This is a genomic window from Kocuria arenosa (genome assembly GCF_042879215.1).
GTDB classification, from domain to species: Bacteria; Actinomycetota; Actinomycetes; order Actinomycetales; family Micrococcaceae; genus Kocuria; species Kocuria arenosa.
Genome location: NZ_JBHZTA010000006.1, coordinates 15621 through 32600, shown reverse-complemented (window position 1 = coordinate 32600; position 16980 = coordinate 15621). Strand labels below are relative to the sequence as shown.

Sequence of the window (16980 nt, the reverse complement as noted above, 5' to 3'; positions counted from 1 at the left end):
GGCCCTCAGTTGACCGGACCCGTGAACCGCTCGCCGGGTCCCTGACCGGGGGCGTCCGGGAAGCGGGAGGCCTCCCGGAAGGCGAGCTGCAGGGTGCGCAGGCCGTCGCGCAGCGGAGCGGCGTGCTGCGAGCCGATCTCCGGGGCCGCGGCGGTGACGAAGCCGGCCAGCGCGGTGATGAGCTTGCGCGCCTCGTCGAGGTCCTTGAGCTCCTCGGCGTCCTCGCCCGCGGCGAGACCGCACTTCACGGCGGCAGCGCTCATGAGGTGCACGGCCGCGGTCGTGATGACCTCGATGGCCGGGACCTCCGCGATGTCGCGCATCTGCTCGTCGACGGCGCTGACCGTCTCCTGCGGGATCTCCTGGCCGGACCGTGCGGCGTCGTCGTCGAAGCGGAAGGTGTTCTCGGAAGTCATGGCCCAACTCTGCCACACCGCCGTCCGCCGACCGGACCGTCCTGCCGCCGCCGGCACTATCCTGCAGGGGAGGCCGGGGGCCGGCCGGAAGGAGGCGGGGACGCCGTGTGGATCGGGTGGATCGAGTTCGACGTGCTCCTCGGGGACGTCCACTCCCTCAAGGCCAAGCGCTCCGTGGTGCGTCCCCTCGTCGCCGAGCTGCGCCGCCGGTTCCCCGTGACCGCCGCCGAGGTCGGCCACCTCGAGCTCCACCGCCGGGCCCTCGTGGGCACCGCGGTGGTCGCGGCGGACGCCGCCCGACTCGTGGAGGTCCTGGACGAGGTCGAGCGCTTCGTCGCCGCCCGGCCGGAGACGGAGCTGCTCTCGGCCCGCCGGGCCCTGCACAGCACCGAGGACGAGTGACACCTCGCACGACCGTCGTTTCCCGAACCCGTGGCCCATGGGCTAGACTCGTCGGCAGTGTGCAAGTGGAGGAGACTCCCACCCGCGCCGGCCACGGTCCCCGAGCCTTCGGAGGTTCGGGCCACGGCCGCCGGGTCCGCGACGACATCGTCCGCACGACGGCACGGCCGGGTCCTCCCGCGTCCGCTCCGTCACGCAGCGCGTCACCCCCGGGTGGCGCAGCGATGAGCCTCCGCTTGCCGACCGCAGCGGGGGCTTTTGTCGTTGCGGACCGGACCGAACCATGAGGTCCCCGGAAACCTCCGGGCGACCACGCAGAACATCAGGAGCACGGCATTAGCGATCCACGTATCAATGACAGAATCCGAGTCCCCGAAGTCCGCCTCGTCGGACCCGCAGGCGAGCAGGTCGGCATCGTCCGCGTCGAGGACGCACTGAGGCTGGCCCGCGAATCGGATCTCGATCTGGTCGAGGTGGCGCCCAACGCCAAGCCGCCGGTGGCCAAGCTCATGGACTTCGGCAAGTACAAGTACGAGGCCGCGGTCAAGGCCCGGGAGTCGCGCAAGAACCAGACGAACACGGTCCTCAAGGAGGTCCGGTTCCGGCTCAAGATCGACACCCACGACTACGAGACCAAGGTCGGCCACGCCAAGCGGTTCCTCGGGGCCGGCGACAAGGTCAAGGCCATGATCCAGTTCCGCGGTCGCGAGCAGCAGCGCCCCGAGATGGGCGTCCGCCTGCTCGAGCGCTTCGCGAACGACGTCGCGGAGGTCGGCGCGGTCGAGTCGAGCCCCCGGGTCGACGGCCGCAACATGGTGATGGTCGTGGGCCCGCTGAAGAACAAGGCCGAGGCCAAGGCCGAGGTGCGCCGCCAGAAGCAGCGCGAGGAGGCGAAGGCCGAGAACGAGCGCAGGGCGAAGGACAAGATCGACACGTCCTCCGCGGCGCCCGTGACCCAGTCGATCGGGGACGCGTTCCCGGCCGAGCTGCGCGAGCGGGCCGGGCAGGCCGAGGAGCCGGTGCAGCAGCCGGCCCCGGAGCCCGAGGTCCGGGAGCCGGCACCGGCCCCCGAGGTCCCGGAGACGGCGCAGACCGTTGCCCCCGAGCCCGAGGTCGTGGAGCCCGAGGTCGTCGAGACCCCGGAGCCTGCGGTCGCCGAGGCACCGAGCCCGGAGCCCGAGGCCGTCGAGATCCCGGAGCCGGAGGCCGTCAAGGCGCCGGAGCCTGCGGTCGCCGAGACCCCGGCGCCGAAGGCCGCCCTGAAGCCGCCGGCCCCCAAGGCCCCGGCGCCCAAGGCTCCGGCCGCGGCGCCCAAGGCCCCGGTCCCGGCGCCGAAGGCACCCCGGCCCGGTCCCAAGCCGGGCGCCAAGCCCGGGCCCCAGGCCTGAGCGGCGCAAGACCTTCCGCGCGAGCGGAGCAGAACTGACAGCGCCCCGCGGCGCGCAGCCGGACCCGGTTGCGCCCAGGGGCACCGTGGAGGTGCGGCGGACGTCGTCGCGCCCTCCGGTGGCCACCACCGGAAGAATCGCAAGGAGAGCGGCCCACATGCCGAAGATGAAGACCCACAGCGGGGCGAAGAAGCGCTTCAAGCTCACCGGTACCGGCAAGGTGAAGCGCCAGCAGGCCAACCGCCGCCACTACCTGGAGCACAAGTCCTCCCGGCTGACCCGTCGCCTGGCCTCCGACCAGATCGTGGCCCCCGGCGACGCCAAGGTCATCAAGAAGATGCTGGGCAAGTAGTCCCCACCGCATCCGTTGGGGAGCCCGTCTCCCCGCCCCGCACAGATTTGACCTCCCGGCCGCACGGCCGGGACCGAAGTGAAGGAGTACACACGTGGCACGTGTGAAGCGGGCGGTCAACGCCCACAAGAAGCGCCGGGTCGTCCTCGAGCAGGCCTCCGGCTACCGCGGCCAGCGCTCGCGCCTGTACCGCAAGGCGAAGGAGCAGGTCACCCACTCGTTCGTCTACAGCTACAACGACCGCCGCAAGCGCAAGGGCGACTTCCGCCGGCTGTGGATCCAGCGCATCAACGCCGCAGCCCGCGCCAACGGCCTGACCTACAACCGCTTCATCCAGGGCCTCAAGGCCGCCGAGGTGGAGGTCGACCGTCGCATGCTCGCCGAGCTGGCCGTCAACGACGAGGCCGCGTTCGCCGGTCTGGTCGAGATCGCGAAGAACGCCCTGCCGGAGGACACCTCCGCACCGCGCGAAGCCGCCGCCTGAGCCCAGTCGGAGCAGTGAACCTCACGGAGCGCCTGGCCACCCAGCCGATGTCCAACCCCCGAGCCGATCGGGTCAGGGACGTCGCGGGACTGGCCGGGCGCTCCGCGCGTTCCAAGCGCGGACTGTTCCTCGCCGAGGGCCCGCAGAACGCCCGCGAGGCCCTCGCCCGGCACCTGGAGTCCCCGTGCGTGGACGCCGTCTACGTCACCGAGGACGCCCTGGGCCGCCACCCGGACATCACCGCCCTCCTCGATCGCGTGGCCGAGGACCGCTCCGTGTTCGTCCGCCTCGTGACGCGGGAGGTCCTCGCCGCCATGAGCGACGCGGTGACCCCGCAGGGCGTCGTCGTCGTGTGCCGCCCCCTCGACACGGATCTCGGGACCGTGCTCGCCGCCCGGCCCCGGCTGGTGGCCGTGCTGGCCCGGGTGCAGGACCCCGGCAACGCCGGCACCGTGCTACGCGCGGCGGACGCCGCGGGCGCGGACGCGGTGGTGCTGACCGCCGGCAGCGTGGACGTCTACAACCCCAAGACCGTGCGCTCGACCGCCGGCTCCCTCTTCCACCTTCCCGTGGTCGTGGGGGCCGACCTGCCCGCGCTGCTCGGGGCCGCCCGCGCCGCCGGGTGCGGCGTGCTGGCCGCCGACGGCCACGGGGACGTCGACCTCGACCGGCTCCAGGACGCCTCCGCGGCCCGCGCCGCCGGTGCGGACGGCCTCGACGCCGGGTACGACCTGGCGCGGCCCACCGTGTGGCTCTTCGGCAACGAGGCCCGGGGGCTGTCGGAGGAGGAGAAGGCGCTGGCCGACCACCGCGTCGCCGTGCCCGTGCACGGGCGGGCGGAGTCCCTCAACGTGGGCACCGCCGCCACCGTGTGCCTCTACGCCTCGGCCCGGGCCCAGCGGCGCCCCGGAGCCGGGGACGGGCGCTGATCCGGTGACCGCGCCCCTGCCGGCCGCGTACCGCACCCAGGTGGTCGGCGCCGCCCTCCTCGACGACGCCGACCGTCCCACGGCCTTCCTCGCCGCGCAGCGGGCCTACCCCGAGGCCCTCCGGGGCCTGTGGGAGTTCCCCGGCGGCAAGCAGGAGCCGGACGAGAGCTGCGAGCAGGCCCTGGTGCGGGAGTGCGCCGAGGAGCTGGGCGTGGACGTCCGGCTGGTCGCGGAGGTGCGCGGTCCGCACGCCCAGGGCTGGCCGCTCAAGGACACCGCGGCGATGCGCGTCTGGACGGCCGTGGCGACCGGCGGCGACCCGCGGCCCGTGGTGGGCGAGGACCACCTGGCGGTGCGGTGGCTCCCGCTGGAGGACCCCGCCGCCGCGCTCGAGCTCGCCTGGATCCCGGCCGACCTGCCGATCGTGCACGCCCTGCTCGACCACCTCGCCGACCGAGCCCGCTGACCACGGGATCCCGTGGCCGGCCGGGGCACGGTGGTCATCCCCGCTCCGGTGCACTGCGGCGGCCGGGCGACCGGTAGCCGCCGTCGGCGAGGCCCGCCCGCACCTCGAAGGGGTTGCGCAGCGCCGGGTGCCCGCAGCGCAGCACCGACCATCCCGCGGCCACGAGGTAGGCGGGCAGGAACGGCAGGCCCAGGCACTGCGCCCACTGGGTCGCGTGGCGGGACTCGTGGGCCACGAGCCGGGGCCGGGCCGCGACGTCCTCGATCCCGGCACGGAACAGGACCACGTTGCCCACGGTGAACGCCCCCGCCTTCGGCAGCCGGGGCCGGTAGCCGAACCCGAGGATCAGCCCCTCGGGTCCGCGGACCACCTTCGTCCGGGTGGCCGCCGCGACCAGGAGCCCCAGGGGCGTGGACAGGTTCGTCATGTTCCACACCTGCCGCAGGCGTGCCGACCGGCTCAGATTCCGCATCATGCCACCAGCCTAGGTCCGCTCCGTGCGCCCGGATCGAGCAGCACCACGCCGGTGATCGCCAGGACCAGGAGGAGGCGGGGACCGGACGGCGCGGTGCTCCGGTCCTGCCGGGTCCGGACAGGCGACGACGTGATGGGGGAGCGGTGGGCGGCCCGTGAGTCACGTGCCATAGACTGGGTTCCGCCCGCGATCCGTGCCGATCCGGGCTTTCCCGTGGTCCGCGTTCCACGCACTGTGGAACGGCGTGCCCGGACGACGCCGTCCCCGAGCCGAAGAAGTCGCCAGCTGATGTCTGAACTGCCACCCCATACCGCCCCGAGCGGCGCGGTCGACCCGACCGACGAGGCCGCGGTCACCGCCGCCGTCGAGGCGGCCCTGACCGCCGTCGAGAACGCGAAGGACCTGGACGAGCTCAAGGAGGTCCGGCTCGCCCACACGGGGGAGCGGTCCCCCCTGGCGCTGGCCAACCGGCAGATCGGCTCCCTGGACAAGTCGCAGAAGGCCGCCGCCGGCAAGCTGATGGGCCAGGCCCGCGGCTGGGTGAACAAGGCGATCGCCGCCCGCACCACGGTGCTGGAGGAGGAGCGGGACGCCCGGATCCTCGTCGAGGAGGCCGTGGACGTCACCGCCGCCGGCCGGCGCCGGCACCTGGGCGGCCGGCACCCGCTGACCAACCTCATGGAGCGCGTCGGCGAGACGTTCGTGGCCATGGGGTGGGAGGTCGCCGACGGCCCCGAGGTCGAGTCCGAGTGGTACAACTTCGACTCCCTCAACTTCAAGCCGGACCACCCCGCCCGGGAGCTGCAGGACACGTTCTTCGTGGACCCGCCCGAGGCGCACCTCGTGCTGCGCACGCACACCTCGCCGGTGCAGATGCGCACGCTGCTGAGCCGCGAGCTGCCCGTCTACGTCGTCGTCCCGGGGCGCACCTACCGCACCGACGAGCTCGACGCCACGCACACCCCCGTCTTCCACCAGGTCGAGGGTCTGGCCGTGGACGAGGGACTGTCGATGGCCGACCTCAAGGGCACGCTCGAGCACTTCGCGCGGCAGATGTTCGGGCCCGGCGCGAAGATCCGGCTGCGCCCCAACTACTTCCCGTTCACCGAGCCGTCGGCCGAGCTGGACGTCTGGCACCCGAACGCCAAGGGCGGGCCGCAGTGGATCGAGTGGGGCGGCTGCGGCATGGTCCACCCCAACGTGCTGCGCGCGGCCGGCATCGACCCCGAGGTCCACTCCGGCTTCGCGTTCGGCATGGGCATCGAACGGACCCTGATGTTCCGCAACAACGTCCCGGACATGCACGACATGGTCGAGGGCGACATCCGCTTCAGCGAGCACTTCGGGATGGAGATCTAGAGACATGCGAGTTCCCTTGTCATGGCTGCGCGAGCACGCCCCCGTCCCCGTGGACGCGACCGCCGAGGACGTCCTGGCCACCCTGGTCCGGGTCGGCCTCGAGGAGGAGGACGTGCACCGTCCCGCGGACCACCTGAAGGGCCCGGTCGTGGTGGGCCAGGTGCTGTCCAAGGAGCCGGAGACCCACTCCAACGGCAAGACCGTCAACTGGTGCACCGTCCGCGTGGTCCCCGAGGGCCAGGAGCAGACCCTGACCGGCGAGGGCATCGACCCGTCCGGCGTGCAGGGCGTGATCTGCGGGGCGCACAACTTCGAGGTCGGCGACAAGGTCGTGGTGACCCTGCCCGGCGCCGTGCTGCCCGGCAACTTCAGGATCTCGGCGCGGCAGACCTACGGCCACACCTCCGCCGGGATGATCGCCTCGGTGCGCGAGCTCGGCATCGGCGAGGACCACGACGGCATCCTGGTGCTCTCGACCCTCGGCCTGGACCCGGAGCTCGGGGCGGACGCCCTGGAGCTGCTCGGCCTCCACGACGAAGCCGCCGAGATCAACGTGACCCCGGACCGCGGCTACGCGTTCTCCATCCGCGGGGTGGCCCGCGAGTACTGCCACGCCGTGCACGAGCCCTTCACCGACCCGGCCGAGGCCGTGGCCGCCCGGGTGCCCGCCCCCACCGCGGGCGGGTTCCCCGTGGCCGTCGACGACGACGCCCCCATCCACGGCAGGCCCGGGTGCACCCGCTTCGTCGCCCGGACGGTGACCGGCATCGACGCGACCGCCCCCACGCCCCCGTGGCTGTCGGCGCGGCTGCGCCTGGCCGGGATCCGCTCCATCTCCCTGCCGGTGGACGTCTCCAACTACGTGCTGCTCGAGTTCGGCCAGCCGCTGCACTTCTACGACCTCGGGAGGCTGAGCGGGGGCATCACCGTGCGCCGGGCCGCCGCGGGCGAGACGCTGACCACCCTGGACGGCAAGCAGCGCACCGCCGACCCCGAGGACCTGCTCATCACGGACGGCTCCGGGCCGATCGGCCTGGCCGGGGTCATGGGCGGGGCGAGCACCGAGGTCTCGGACAGCACTGTCGACGTGCTCGTGGAGGCGGCCCGCTTCGACGAGATCTCGATCGCCCGCACCACCCGCCGGCACAGGCTCCCCTCGGAGGCGTCCAAGCGCTTCGAGCGCGGCGTGGACCCGCGGATCGCCCCGGTGGCCGCCCAGCGCGCCGTGGAGCTGCTCGTGGAGCTGGCCGGCGGCACGGCCGGCCCCGAGGTCACCGACGTGGACGACACCACCGTCCCCGCGCCCATCGAGCTGCCCTGGGACCACCCGGGCCGCCGCACGGGCGTGGACTACACGGCGGAGCAGGTCGTCTCGACCCTCACCGAGCTCGGCGCGCAGGTCGAGGCCACCGACGACGGCTGGCGCGTCGTGCCCCCGTCGTGGCGCACCGACCTGGTCGAGAAGGAGGACCTGGTCGAGGAGATCGCCCGCCTCGTGGGCTACGACAGGATCCCCTCGCGGTTGCCGGTCGCGCCCCCCGGGCGCGGTCTGACCGCCGAGCAGCAGGCCCGCAAGCGGGTCGCCGACTCGCTCGCGGCCGCCGGGCTGACCGAGGTGCTCGCCTACCCCTTCGTCTCGCAGGCGGACAACGAGCTGTGGGGCGCCCCGGAGCCCGGGGTCCCCGTGCCGTCGGTGAAGCTGGCCAATCCGATCAGCGAGGCCCAGGGGATGCTGCGCGTGTCCCTGCTCCCGGGCCTGCTGGAGGTGCTGCGGCGCAACACCTCCCGCGGCTTCCGCGACCTGGCGCTCTACGAGGTCGGGCGGGTCTTCCGCCCCGGCGAGCAGCTCGGCAGCGCGAGCATCCCCCCGCTGGGGGCGCACCCGGGCCGGGCGGTGCTCGAGGAGCTCGAGGCCGGCATTCCCGCCCAGCCGCGCCACCTCGCCGCGGTCCTGGCCGGGAGGGACACGGCCGAGGGCCCGTGGACCGCACCCCGGGCGTACGACTGGCAGGACGCCCTCGACGCGGCCCGGCTGGCCGCCGAGGTCCTGGGGGTCGAGCTGACCGTCCGCCAGGGCACCCACCAGGCGTTCCACCCGGGCCGCACCGCGGTGCTGGCCACCGCCGACGGCACCCCGCTGGGCTACGCCGGCGAGCTGCACCCGAAGCTCGTGGCCGCGCAGGACCTGCCCGAGCGGACGGTGGCGATGGAGCTGAACCTCAGCTCGCTCACCGACGCCGAGGTCGAGGTCGTGCAGGCCCGCCCGATCTCCGGCTACCCGGCCGCCACGCAGGACGTCGCGCTCGTGGTGGACGCCGCCGTCCCGGCCGCCGAGCTGCGGGCCGCGCTGGAGGAGGGCGCCGGGGAGCTGCTCGAGGACCTCCGCGTCTTCGACGTCTACCAGGGGCCCGGCGTCGAGGAGGGCCGCAAGTCGGTCGCCTTCGCGATGCGCTTCCGGGCCCCGGACCGCACGCTGACCGCGGACGAGGCCTCCGCCGCCCGCGAGGCGGCCGTCGCCGTGGCCGCCGAGCGCCACGGCGCCGTGCTCCGCGGCTGAACGACCCCGCCCGGACGGCCCGCCCCTCCCGGGGGCGGGCCGTCCGCCGTCCCCGCACTGACCTCCGCCCCGTGGTAACACTCGCGAACGCCGGGGGGCGAGCCGGCTTCTTCGGTACTGTGGCACCGGGTCCCCGGCCGCGGCCCGGTGTTCGCGACCGACCCCCCCTTCCCCGACCCCGTTCCAGGAGCGCAGCATGACCGAGGAGACCACCGACCGACAGGACACCTTCTTCGCCTTCGACGACGAGCAGGACGAGCCGGACGAGCGCGACAGCGGGCGCGCCCGGCGGTCGATCGCCTGGAAGCCGACGGCCGTGGGGCTGCTGGGGCTGCTCCTGGGACTGGTCCTGGCGGTGAGCGCGGCCCTCGCCTGGGACGACTCCCGGAGGCTGGCCGGCTACGCAGACCGGTCCTGGGTGATCTCCGGGCAGTACCAGGACCTCACCAACGACCTGCAGACCAAGACCTACAACCCCATCTACCGCGGGGTGCTGCCCGCGGACGAGGCGGTCACCCAGCAGCCCTTCGACTCGGGCCTCGCCGACCCGCGGGTCCCGGAGGCGGGGGAGGAGATCGTCTTCCGCGGCACGCAGACGGGCTCCGGCGAGGACGACTTCCACCAGGAGGCCGACGCCCTGCTCGCCGTCGAGGAGGGCACCCTCCAGGTGGTCGAGACCGCCGCGGCGGGCGAGTTCGGGGACGGGGTCACCGCGGGCACCATCACGTGGCAGCGCGTCCAGGCGGGCCTGCTGCTGCTCGCCGGCCTCGGCGCGGCCGGGGGCGGGGTCTGGTTCGCCCGCCGGCTCTACCACCGGGAGAGCTGACACCGCCGCCCGGGCGGCGGAACGGGCCCCTGCCGGACGCTGTGCGTCCGGCAGGGGCCCGTTCTCGTCGGTGCCCGGGGGCTCCGGCGCGGATCAGGGCAGGGCGGGCAGCTCCCGCCGGAGCAACCACGCGTCCAGCAGGCCGTCGACCTCCGCCCACCGGTGCTGGGGCACGAAGCCGCGCAGGTGCTCCCGGAAGCCCTCCGTGCTCACCCACCCGTCCCGGTTGGCGGTGGCCCAGCCGCGCAGGAGGGCGCGGAAGGCGTCCTCGCCCACGGTCTCCCGGATCGCGTGGACGGTGAGGGCGCCCCGGACGTACACCACGTCGTCGAAGAGCCGCACCTGCCCGGGGTCCCCGATGACGAGGTCCTGGCGCATCTTGGACAGGGTCCGGTGGGCCTTCTCCGCGTGCCAGCGGGCCGGCCTGTCGCCGGAGGCCTCGGACCAGATCCACTCGGAGTAGGACGCGAACCCCTCGTTGAGCCAGATGTCCTGCCACGAGGAGAGGACCAGGCTGTTGCCGAACCACTGGTGGGCCAGCTCGTGCGCCACGAGCCGCTGCTCCTCCCAGTCCGTGCCCAGCTGGTTCTTGCCGAACACGGAGCACGCGTAGCACTCGAACGGGTCCTCCAGCGACTCGTCGACGACCACCACGGTGTAGCTCGGGAAGGGGTACGGGCCGAACCAGTCGCTGAACACCTCGATCATCCGACCCTGCTCCGCGAAGGTCTTCTCCGCCTTCTTGCGCCGCTTCTTGGAGCACACGAGGTGCTGGGGGACGCGGGAGCCCGTGAGCTCGTGCCGCTCGTACGGGCCGATCTGCACGGTCGCCAGGTAGGGCGGCAGCGGCACCCGGGACGTGTACACCCAGTGGCGCTCGCCGTCGCGCTCCACCACGGACTCCAGCTCGCCGTGGACCACCACCTCGTAGTCGGCGTCCGCGTGCACGGTGACCCGGTAGGTCGCCCTGTGGGAGGGGTGGTCGACGCACGGGAACCAGGTGGAGGAGCCGGTGGGCTGGCCGGCGACGAGCACGCCGTCGTCGAGCTCGGCCCAGCCGATCTCGCCCCAGGGCCCGTCCAGGGACTCGGGGTACCCCTCGTAGGCCACGGTGAGCGTGAACGCCTCCCCGGCGGCGACGAGGCGCGGCAGGGTCAGCACGAGGCGGCCGCCGCGGTGGTCCGCGCGCACCCGGCGGCCGCCGAGCAGTCCGCCGAGCCCGCCGGAGCCGAACCGGACGTCGGTGACGGCCAGCTCGGTGAGGTCCAGCTCGATCCGGTCCGTGTCGTGCAGCGCGCGGCAGGTCAGGGTGGCCCGCGCCTCGAGGCCGTTGTCCTCGACGTCGTAGTCGAGGTCCAGGTCGTAGTGCTCCACGGTGGCCGCGCAGCACCCGACGTACGGGGTGTACGGGTCCCGCGCGCCGTCCGCGCCGAGGAAGCGGTGCATCGGTGCCGGGCTCACGGGACCAGCAGCAGCTTGCCCTGGGCGGCGCGGGACTGGAGCAGCTCGTGCGCCTGCCGTGCCTGGGCGAGCGGGAAGGTCTCGGCGACGCGGATGCTCAGCGACCCGTCGAGCACCGCGTCGAACAGCTCGCCCGCGCGCCAGTTCCGCTCCTTCTCGTCGAGCAGGTAGTCGTTGAGGGTGGGCCGGGTGAGGTACAGGGACCCGTGCTGGGCGAGCCGCTGCGGGTCGAGCGGGGGGACCTGGCCGGAGGATCCGCCGAAGAGCACGAGCATTCCGCGCCGGCGCAGCGCCCGGAGCGACTCGTCGAAGGTGTTCCTGCCGACCGAGTCGTAGACGACGTCGGCGCCGCGGCCGCCGGTGACCTCCCGGACGTGCTCGGCGAAGCCCTCGTAGCCCACCAGGGCGAAGTCGGCGCCCAGCGAGCGCGCCGTCTCCGCCTTCGCCTGGGAGCCCACCAGGGCGATCACGGTGGCCCCGAGCGACTTCAGCAGCTGCACGGCGAGGCCTCCGACCCCGCCCGCGCCCGCGGTGACGACGGCGACGTCGCCCTTCTGGACCGGGTACGTCGAGCGGACCAGGTAGTGCGCGGTGAGGCCCTGCAGCGGCACGGCCGCGGCGACCTCGTCGGGAACGCCGGTGGGCACGCGCAGGGCCTTGTCGGTGTCCACGAGGAAGGCGTCGGCGTAGGTGCGGGAGGCCTGCGACGTGGTGATCCGGTCGCCCAGGGCGAAGTGCTGCACCTCGGAGCCCACGCCTGTCACCACGCCCATTCCCTCGGAGCCCGGCGTGAAGGGGTGCTCGACGGGGTAGACGCCCTCGCGCTGGTAGACCTCGATGAAGTTCACCCCCGCCGCGCGGGTCTCGACGAGCAGCTGGTGCGGGCCCGGTTCGAGGTCCGGGCGCTCGCCGAGGGTCAGGACCTCGGGGCCTCCGGCTCGCTCGACCATGACGCAACGGACCATGACGGGTACCTCCTGGACAACGCGGACGGGAACTCTGCCATGGTAGGCGGCAAGCCCCGCCGCGCCCTCCCCGCGGGGGGCGCCGAGGGGTAGCGTGTGCACAAGAGGGGGCAGGGAAATGCCCCCGTAATCATCGAGATTTGCACATGGGAAGCGTAGATTCGGGTGCAGAGCCGTTCCGGGGGGACGTGGGAACGGCCGTGGCTGATCCGAACGGGGGTATTGACGTGCTCCGACGACGGCGCGCCCGTGCTCCCGCTCGGTCGGTCCCCTCCCGGAGCGTGCATAAATATTGAAGACCATGCATAACTTTGAGCTAGAGTGGACCCTATGACGTTCAGCGCAGCAGTTTCGGGGGCATCCGGCTACGCCGGTGGCGAGGTCCTGAGGATCCTCGCCGGTCACCCGCAGATCGAGATCGGGGCCGTGGGGGCCCATTCCAACGCGGGCCAGCGGCTGGGGGAGCTGCAGCCGCACCTGCACTCCCTCTCCGACCGGGTGCTCGTCGACACCACGGTGGAGAACCTCGCCGGCCACGACGTCGTCTTCCTCGCCCTGCCGCACGGCGCCTCGGCCGCGATCGCCGCGCAGCTGCCGCCGGAGACCGTGGTGATCGACGCCGGCGCCGACCACCGGCTCGACTCCGCCGAGGAGTGGGACCAGTTCTACGGCTCACCGCACGCCGGGACGTGGCCGTACGGGCTGCCCGAGCTCGTGGTGGACGCCGAGGGCACCCGCCAGCGCGAGCAGCTCCGCGGCGCCACGCGCATCGCGGTGCCGGGGTGCTACCCGACCAGCGCCCTGCTCGCCCTCGGCCCCGGCTTCGCCGCCGGTCTCCTGGAGCCCGAGGACGTCGTGATCGTCGCGGCCTCGGGCACGTCCGGGGCCGGCAAGGCCGTCAAGGCGCACCTGCTGGGCTCGGAGGTCATGGGCTCGATGAGCCCGTACGGCGTGGGCGGCGCCCACCGGCACACCCCCGAGATCGAGCAGGGCCTCTCGAAGGCCGCGGGGCGCCCCGTGCGGATCTCCTTCACCCCGACGCTGGCCCCCATGCCCCGGGGCATCCTCACGACCGCCACCGCGCGGGTCTCCGGCGGCGTGACCGCCGCGCAGCTGCGGGAGGCCTGGGAGGCCGCCTACGCGGCCGAGCCGTTCGTCACCGTCCTGCCCGAGGGCCGGTGGCCCTCGACGAAGTCGGTGGCCGGCTCCAACCACGCCCAGCTCCAGCTCGCCCACGACGCCCGGGCGGGGCGCGTCATCGTCACGTGCGTGATCGACAACCTCGTCAAGGGCACCGCGGGCGGGGCCGTCCAGTCCATGAACCTCGCCCTCGGCCTGCCGGAGGACACCGGCCTGAATCTCCAAGGAGTCGCACCGTGAGAACGTACCCCTCCCAGCAGCCGGCCGGCACCCTGCAGGTCGACACCGCCCGCGGCGTGGCCGCCGCCCAGGGCTTCCGCGCGGCCGGCACCGAGGCCGGCTTCAAGGACTCCGGCGGACCGGACCTCGCCCTCGTGGTCAACGACGGCCCCCAGCACCACGTGGGTGCCGTGTACACGACCAACCGGATCACCGCCGCGCCCATCCAGTGGTCCAAGGCCGCGACCGCGGACGGCAGCGCCGCCGCGGTGGTCCTCAACTCCGGCGGGGCGAACGCCTGCACCGGGCCGCAGGGGTTCCAGGCCTCCCACCGGACCGCGGAGCTCGTCGGCGAGGCGCTCGGGGTCGGGGCCGGCGACGTAGTGGTCTGCTCCACCGGCCTGATCGGCGTCCAGCTGCCCATGGACGTCATGGAGCGGGGCCTCCCCGGGGTCGTGGCGGCCCTTGGGGACGACGACGACGCCGGGGCCGCCGCGGCCCGGGCCATCATGACCACCGACTCCGTCTCCAAGCAGGCCGCCTACGTCCGGGACGGCTGGACGGTCGGCGGCATGGCCAAGGGCGCGGGCATGCTCGCCCCCGGTCTGGCCACGATGCTCGTGGTGCTCACGACCGACGCCGAGCTCTCCTCCGACGCCCTGCAGTGGGCGCTCGAGGACGCGGTCAAGGTCACGTTCAACCGCACCGACTCCGACGGCTGCATGTCGACCAACGACACCGTGGTCCTGCTCGGCTCGGGCGCCTCCGGGATCACCCCCGACGAGTTCGAGTTCAGCCAGGCCGTGACCGCCGTGTGCCACTCGCTGGCCCAGCAGCTCATCACGGACGCCGAGGGCGCGTCCCACGACATCGAGATCACCACGGTCAACGCCGTGACCGAGAAGCAGGCCGAGGACGTGAGCCGCTCCGTGGCCCGCTCCAACCTCTTCAAGGCCGCGATCTTCGGCAACGACCCCAACTGGGGCCGGGTCCTGTCCGCGGTCGGCACCACCGACGCCGCGTTCGACCCCGACCAGCTCGACGTCACCATCAACGGGGTCGTGGTCTGCCGCAACGGCATGATCGGGGATCCGCGCGAGGGCGTGGACCTGGCCGCCGACCGCAGGGTCACCGTCCTGGTCGACCTCAAGGCCGGGGACGCCGACGCCACCGTCTGGACCAACGACCTCACCCACGACTACGTCGAGGAGAACAGCGCCTACTCCAGCTGACCAGCCCGCCCACCAGCACAGCACCGACCCACGGCGCAGGAGAACCATGACCGACCCCAGTGACCCGACCCGCTACGCGACCGCCCAGCTGAAGGCGGGCACCCTGATGGAGGCCCTGCCCTGGATCCAGCGCTACTCCGGGTCCGTGATGGTCTTCAAGTACGGCGGCAACGCCATGGTGTCCGAGCCGCTGCGGCAGGCCTTCGCCGAGGACATGGTGTTCCTGCGCCACGTCGGGATCAAACCGGTCGTGGTGCACGGCGGCGGGCCCCAGATCAACCGCATGCTGGAGCGGCTGGGGATCGAGTCGGAGTTCCGCGGCGGGCTGCGGGTCACGTCCAAGGAAGCCGTGGACGCCATCCGGATGGTGCTGACCGGGCAGGTCCAGCGCGAGCTCGTCTCCCTGCTCAACGCCACCGGCCCGTACGCCGTCGGGCTCTCGGGGGAGGACGCCGAGCTGTTCCGCGCCGTCCGCCGGGGCACCGTCGTGGACGGCGAGAAGGTGGACCTCGGTCACGTGGGCGAGGTCGTCGGCGTCAACCCCGAGCCCGTCACCCAGCTCCTCGAGGCCGGGCGGATCCCCGTCATCTCCTCCGTGGCACCGGAGGTCGACGCGCACGGCCGCCCCACGGGGGAGATCCTCAACGTCAACGCGGACACCGCGGCCGCCGCCGTGGCCGTGGCCCTGCGCGCCGAGAAGTTCGTGGCCCTCACCGACGTCGAGGGCCTCTACGCGGACTGGCCCGACAAGGACTCGCTCATCGCGTCCCTCTCCGCCTCGGAGCTGCGCGCGATGCTCCCGGGCCTGCAGGCCGGGATGATCCCCAAGATGGAGGCGGCCCTGCGGGCCGTGGAGGGCGGGGCGCGCCGGGCGTCCATCGTCGACGGGCGCAGCCCGCACACGTGCCTGCTCGAGATCTTCACCGACACCGGCATCGGCACCCAGCTCGTCCCCGACCACGGAGCATCGACATGACCGCCCAGCACACCGCCGCCCAGCACACCGCTTCCCGCTACTCCGCCCAGACCGCCCTGCTCGGCGAGTACGCCGACTCGCTGCTCGGCGTCTTCGGCAGCCCGTCGCTCGTGCTCACCCACGGCAAGGGCGCCGTGGTCACCGACGCCGACGGCCGGGACTACCTCGACCTGCTCGCGGGCATCGCCGTGAACGCCCTCGGCCACGCCCACCCGCGCTGGGTGGAGATCGTCTCCCGCCAGCTCGCCACCCTCGGCCACGTCTCCAACTTCTTCACCTCCCCCCAGCAGATCGCCCTCGCCGGGAAGCTGCTGTCCCTTGCCGGCGCGCCCGCGGGCTCCCACGTCTTCTTCGCGAACTCCGGGGCCGAGGCCAACGAGGCCGCGTTCAAGCTCGCCCGCCGCCACGGCCACGAGCACCCCGGCCCGGACGGCCGGCCCCGCGGCACGGTCCTCGCCCTCGAGTCCGCCTTCCACGGCCGCACCATGGGCGCGCTCGCCCTGACCGCCAAGGAGGCCTACCGGGCGCCCTTCGAACCCCTCCCGGGCGGGGTGCGGCACATCCCCGCGACCGTCGAGGCCCTCGAGGAGCACCTCGACGGGACCGTGGCCGCGCTGATCGTGGAACCCGTCCAGGGCGAGGCGGGCGTGCGCGAGCTGCCGGAGGGCTACCTCCGGCGCGCCCGGGAGCTGACCCGCCGGCACGGCGCGCTGCTCGTCGTGGACGAGGTGCAGACCGGGATGGGCCGCACCGGCCGCTGGTTCGCCTCCTCCGCCGAGCTCACCGGCGGCGACCTGCCGGACGCGATCACCCTGGCGAAGGGGCTCGGCGGCGGCTTCCCGATCGGCGCGATGCTGACCGTCGGCGCGGAGGTCTCCGCACTGCTCGGGGCCGGCCAGCACGGCACGACGTTCGGCGGCAACCCGCCGGCCACCGCCGCAGGCCTCGCGACCGTCACCGTGATCGAGGAGGACGGCCTGCTCGAGCACGCCCGCACCGTGGGCGCCGTCCTCGGCGAAGGGCTGTGCGCGGTCCCCGGGATCGGCGACGTGCGCCAGCGCGGACTGCTCATCGGCGCCGACCTCGACGTCCCCGAGGGGGCCACCGCCCCGTTCGGCCCCGCCGTGGTCGAGGCCGCCCGGGACGCCGGGTTCATCGTCAACGCGACCGGCCCCGGTACCCTGCGCCTGGCCCCGCCCCTGATCCTGACCACCGAGCAGGCGCGCACCTTCCTCGACGCGCTCCCCGAGATCCTGCGCGCCGCCACCGCCACCGTCACGGCCCCCGCCGCGACCGCGGCCGACACCCCGCCGAAAGAAGCATGAACCCGTCC

The 16980-nt window shown here is 73.6% G+C and carries 17 protein-coding genes; 13 read left to right on the top strand and 4 right to left on the bottom strand.

The genetic code is table 11. The annotated features are described in order from the left end of the window. Positions 1 to 5 precede the first annotated feature (5 nt). Complete coding sequence (locus ACFYE3_RS11380) at positions 6 to 416, bottom strand: DUF1844 domain-containing protein (protein WP_368820628.1); 411 nt, start codon at positions 414 to 416, stop codon at positions 6 to 8. A 105-nt stretch (positions 417 to 521) separates the two neighbouring features. On the opposite strand from ACFYE3_RS11380, the gene ACFYE3_RS11375 reads away from it, so the two are divergent. The 6 genes from ACFYE3_RS11375 (at position 522) to ACFYE3_RS11350 (ending at position 4437) form a co-directional block, all read left to right on the top strand. Beyond that, on the top strand, positions 522 to 818 hold the full coding sequence (locus ACFYE3_RS11375) for a DUF503 domain-containing protein (protein WP_058873522.1): 297 nt from the start codon (positions 522 to 524) through the stop codon (positions 816 to 818). 335 nt (positions 819 to 1153) lie between these two features. Continuing rightward, complete coding sequence (infC, locus tag ACFYE3_RS11370; RefSeq protein WP_387609549.1) at positions 1154 to 2206, top strand: translation initiation factor IF-3; 1053 nt, start codon at positions 1154 to 1156, stop codon at positions 2204 to 2206. Between the two features lie 157 nt (positions 2207 to 2363). Then, positions 2364 to 2558, top strand: a complete 195-nt coding sequence (rpmI, locus tag ACFYE3_RS11365) for a 50S ribosomal protein L35 (protein WP_017832891.1) — start codon at positions 2364 to 2366, stop codon at positions 2556 to 2558. Between the two features lie 94 nt (positions 2559 to 2652). Then, on the top strand, positions 2653 to 3042 hold the full coding sequence (rplT, locus tag ACFYE3_RS11360; protein WP_368820624.1) for a 50S ribosomal protein L20: 390 nt from the start codon (positions 2653 to 2655) through the stop codon (positions 3040 to 3042). Positions 3043 to 3056: 14 nt separating this feature from the next. After that, on the top strand, positions 3057 to 3971 hold the full coding sequence (locus tag ACFYE3_RS11355) for a TrmH family RNA methyltransferase (protein WP_387609136.1): 915 nt from the start codon (positions 3057 to 3059) through the stop codon (positions 3969 to 3971). A gap of 4 nt (positions 3972 to 3975) precedes the next feature. Continuing rightward, positions 3976 to 4437 carry a (deoxy)nucleoside triphosphate pyrophosphohydrolase gene (locus tag ACFYE3_RS11350; RefSeq protein ID WP_387609133.1) on the top strand — a complete coding sequence of 154 codons (462 nt, stop codon included), beginning with the start codon at positions 3976 to 3978 and terminating at the stop codon, positions 4435 to 4437. A gap of 34 nt (positions 4438 to 4471) precedes the next feature. Here ACFYE3_RS11350 and ACFYE3_RS11345 read toward each other — a convergent pair whose 3' ends face one another. Further along, positions 4472 to 4912, bottom strand: a complete 441-nt coding sequence (locus ACFYE3_RS11345) for a hypothetical protein (protein ID WP_387609131.1) — start codon at positions 4910 to 4912, stop codon at positions 4472 to 4474. Between the two features lie 288 nt (positions 4913 to 5200). Between ACFYE3_RS11345 and pheS the strand changes: the two genes are divergently transcribed. The 3 genes from pheS (at position 5201) to ACFYE3_RS11330 (ending at position 9654) form a co-directional block, all read left to right on the top strand. Beyond that, positions 5201 to 6271, top strand: a complete 1071-nt coding sequence (gene pheS / locus ACFYE3_RS11340; RefSeq protein ID WP_387609128.1) for a phenylalanine--tRNA ligase subunit alpha — start codon at positions 5201 to 5203, stop codon at positions 6269 to 6271. A 4-nt stretch (positions 6272 to 6275) separates the two neighbouring features. Continuing rightward, the gene (gene pheT, locus ACFYE3_RS11335; RefSeq protein ID WP_387609126.1) at positions 6276 to 8828 is read left to right on the top strand and encodes a phenylalanine--tRNA ligase subunit beta; all 2553 of its coding nucleotides are present in this window, start codon (positions 6276 to 6278) and stop codon (positions 8826 to 8828) included. 196 nt (positions 8829 to 9024) lie between these two features. Beyond that, positions 9025 to 9654, top strand: coding sequence for a hypothetical protein (locus tag ACFYE3_RS11330; RefSeq protein ID WP_387609124.1), 630 nt, complete (start codon positions 9025 to 9027; stop codon positions 9652 to 9654). 93 nt (positions 9655 to 9747) lie between these two features. On the opposite strand, the gene ACFYE3_RS11325 is transcribed toward ACFYE3_RS11330, so the two are convergent. Continuing rightward, a complete protein-coding gene (locus tag ACFYE3_RS11325) occupies positions 9748 to 11115 on the bottom strand; it encodes a M1 family metallopeptidase (protein ID WP_387609122.1) in 1368 nt (455 codons plus the stop codon). Further along, positions 11112 to 12080 (bottom strand): quinone oxidoreductase family protein, encoded by a 969-nt coding sequence (locus ACFYE3_RS11320; protein WP_387609121.1) that lies wholly within the window; start codon positions 12078 to 12080, stop codon positions 11112 to 11114. The genes ACFYE3_RS11325 and ACFYE3_RS11320 overlap by 4 nt, the downstream gene beginning before the upstream one ends. Positions 12081 to 12410: 330 nt before the next feature. On the opposite strand from ACFYE3_RS11320, the gene argC reads away from it, so the two are divergent. The 4 genes from argC to ACFYE3_RS11300 are packed head-to-tail and all read left to right on the top strand — an operon-like array spanning position 12411 to position 16972. Then, the gene (gene argC / locus ACFYE3_RS11315; RefSeq protein WP_387609119.1) at positions 12411 to 13460 is read left to right on the top strand and encodes an N-acetyl-gamma-glutamyl-phosphate reductase; all 1050 of its coding nucleotides are present in this window, start codon (positions 12411 to 12413) and stop codon (positions 13458 to 13460) included. Further along, entirely contained in the window at positions 13457 to 14671 is a 1215-nt protein-coding gene (argJ, locus tag ACFYE3_RS11310; protein ID WP_387609116.1) for a bifunctional glutamate N-acetyltransferase/amino-acid acetyltransferase ArgJ, read from the top strand. Before argC ends, argJ begins: the two co-directional genes overlap by 4 nt. Before the next feature lie 46 nt (positions 14672 to 14717). Next, positions 14718 to 15647, top strand: a complete 930-nt coding sequence (gene argB, locus ACFYE3_RS11305) for an acetylglutamate kinase (RefSeq protein WP_387609114.1) — start codon at positions 14718 to 14720, stop codon at positions 15645 to 15647. Continuing rightward, positions 15644 to 16972 (top strand): acetylornithine transaminase, encoded by a 1329-nt coding sequence (locus tag ACFYE3_RS11300; RefSeq protein ID WP_387609111.1) that lies wholly within the window; start codon positions 15644 to 15646, stop codon positions 16970 to 16972. Before argB ends, ACFYE3_RS11300 begins: the two co-directional genes overlap by 4 nt. Positions 16973 to 16980: the final 8 nt, after the last annotated feature.

Coding starts and splice junctions, on each gene's coding strand:
- ACFYE3_RS11380 (WP_368820628.1), bottom strand. CDS start 416: ATGACTTCCGAGAACACCTTCCGCTTCGACGACGACGCCGCACGGTCC.
- rpmI (WP_017832891.1), top strand. CDS start 2,364: ATGCCGAAGATGAAGACCCACAGCGGGGCGAAGAAGCGCTTCAAGCTC.
- ACFYE3_RS11345 (WP_387609131.1), bottom strand. CDS start 4,912: ATGATGCGGAATCTGAGCCGGTCGGCACGCCTGCGGCAGGTGTGGAAC.
- pheS (WP_387609128.1), top strand. CDS start 5,201: ATGTCTGAACTGCCACCCCATACCGCCCCGAGCGGCGCGGTCGACCCG.
- pheT (WP_387609126.1), top strand. CDS start 6,276: ATGCGAGTTCCCTTGTCATGGCTGCGCGAGCACGCCCCCGTCCCCGTG.
- ACFYE3_RS11330 (WP_387609124.1), top strand. CDS start 9,025: ATGACCGAGGAGACCACCGACCGACAGGACACCTTCTTCGCCTTCGAC.
- ACFYE3_RS11320 (WP_387609121.1), bottom strand. CDS start 12,080: ATGGTCCGTTGCGTCATGGTCGAGCGAGCCGGAGGCCCCGAGGTCCTG.
- argC (WP_387609119.1), top strand. CDS start 12,411: ATGACGTTCAGCGCAGCAGTTTCGGGGGCATCCGGCTACGCCGGTGGC.
- argB (WP_387609114.1), top strand. CDS start 14,718: ATGACCGACCCCAGTGACCCGACCCGCTACGCGACCGCCCAGCTGAAG.
- ACFYE3_RS11300 (WP_387609111.1), top strand. CDS start 15,644: ATGACCGCCCAGCACACCGCCGCCCAGCACACCGCTTCCCGCTACTCC.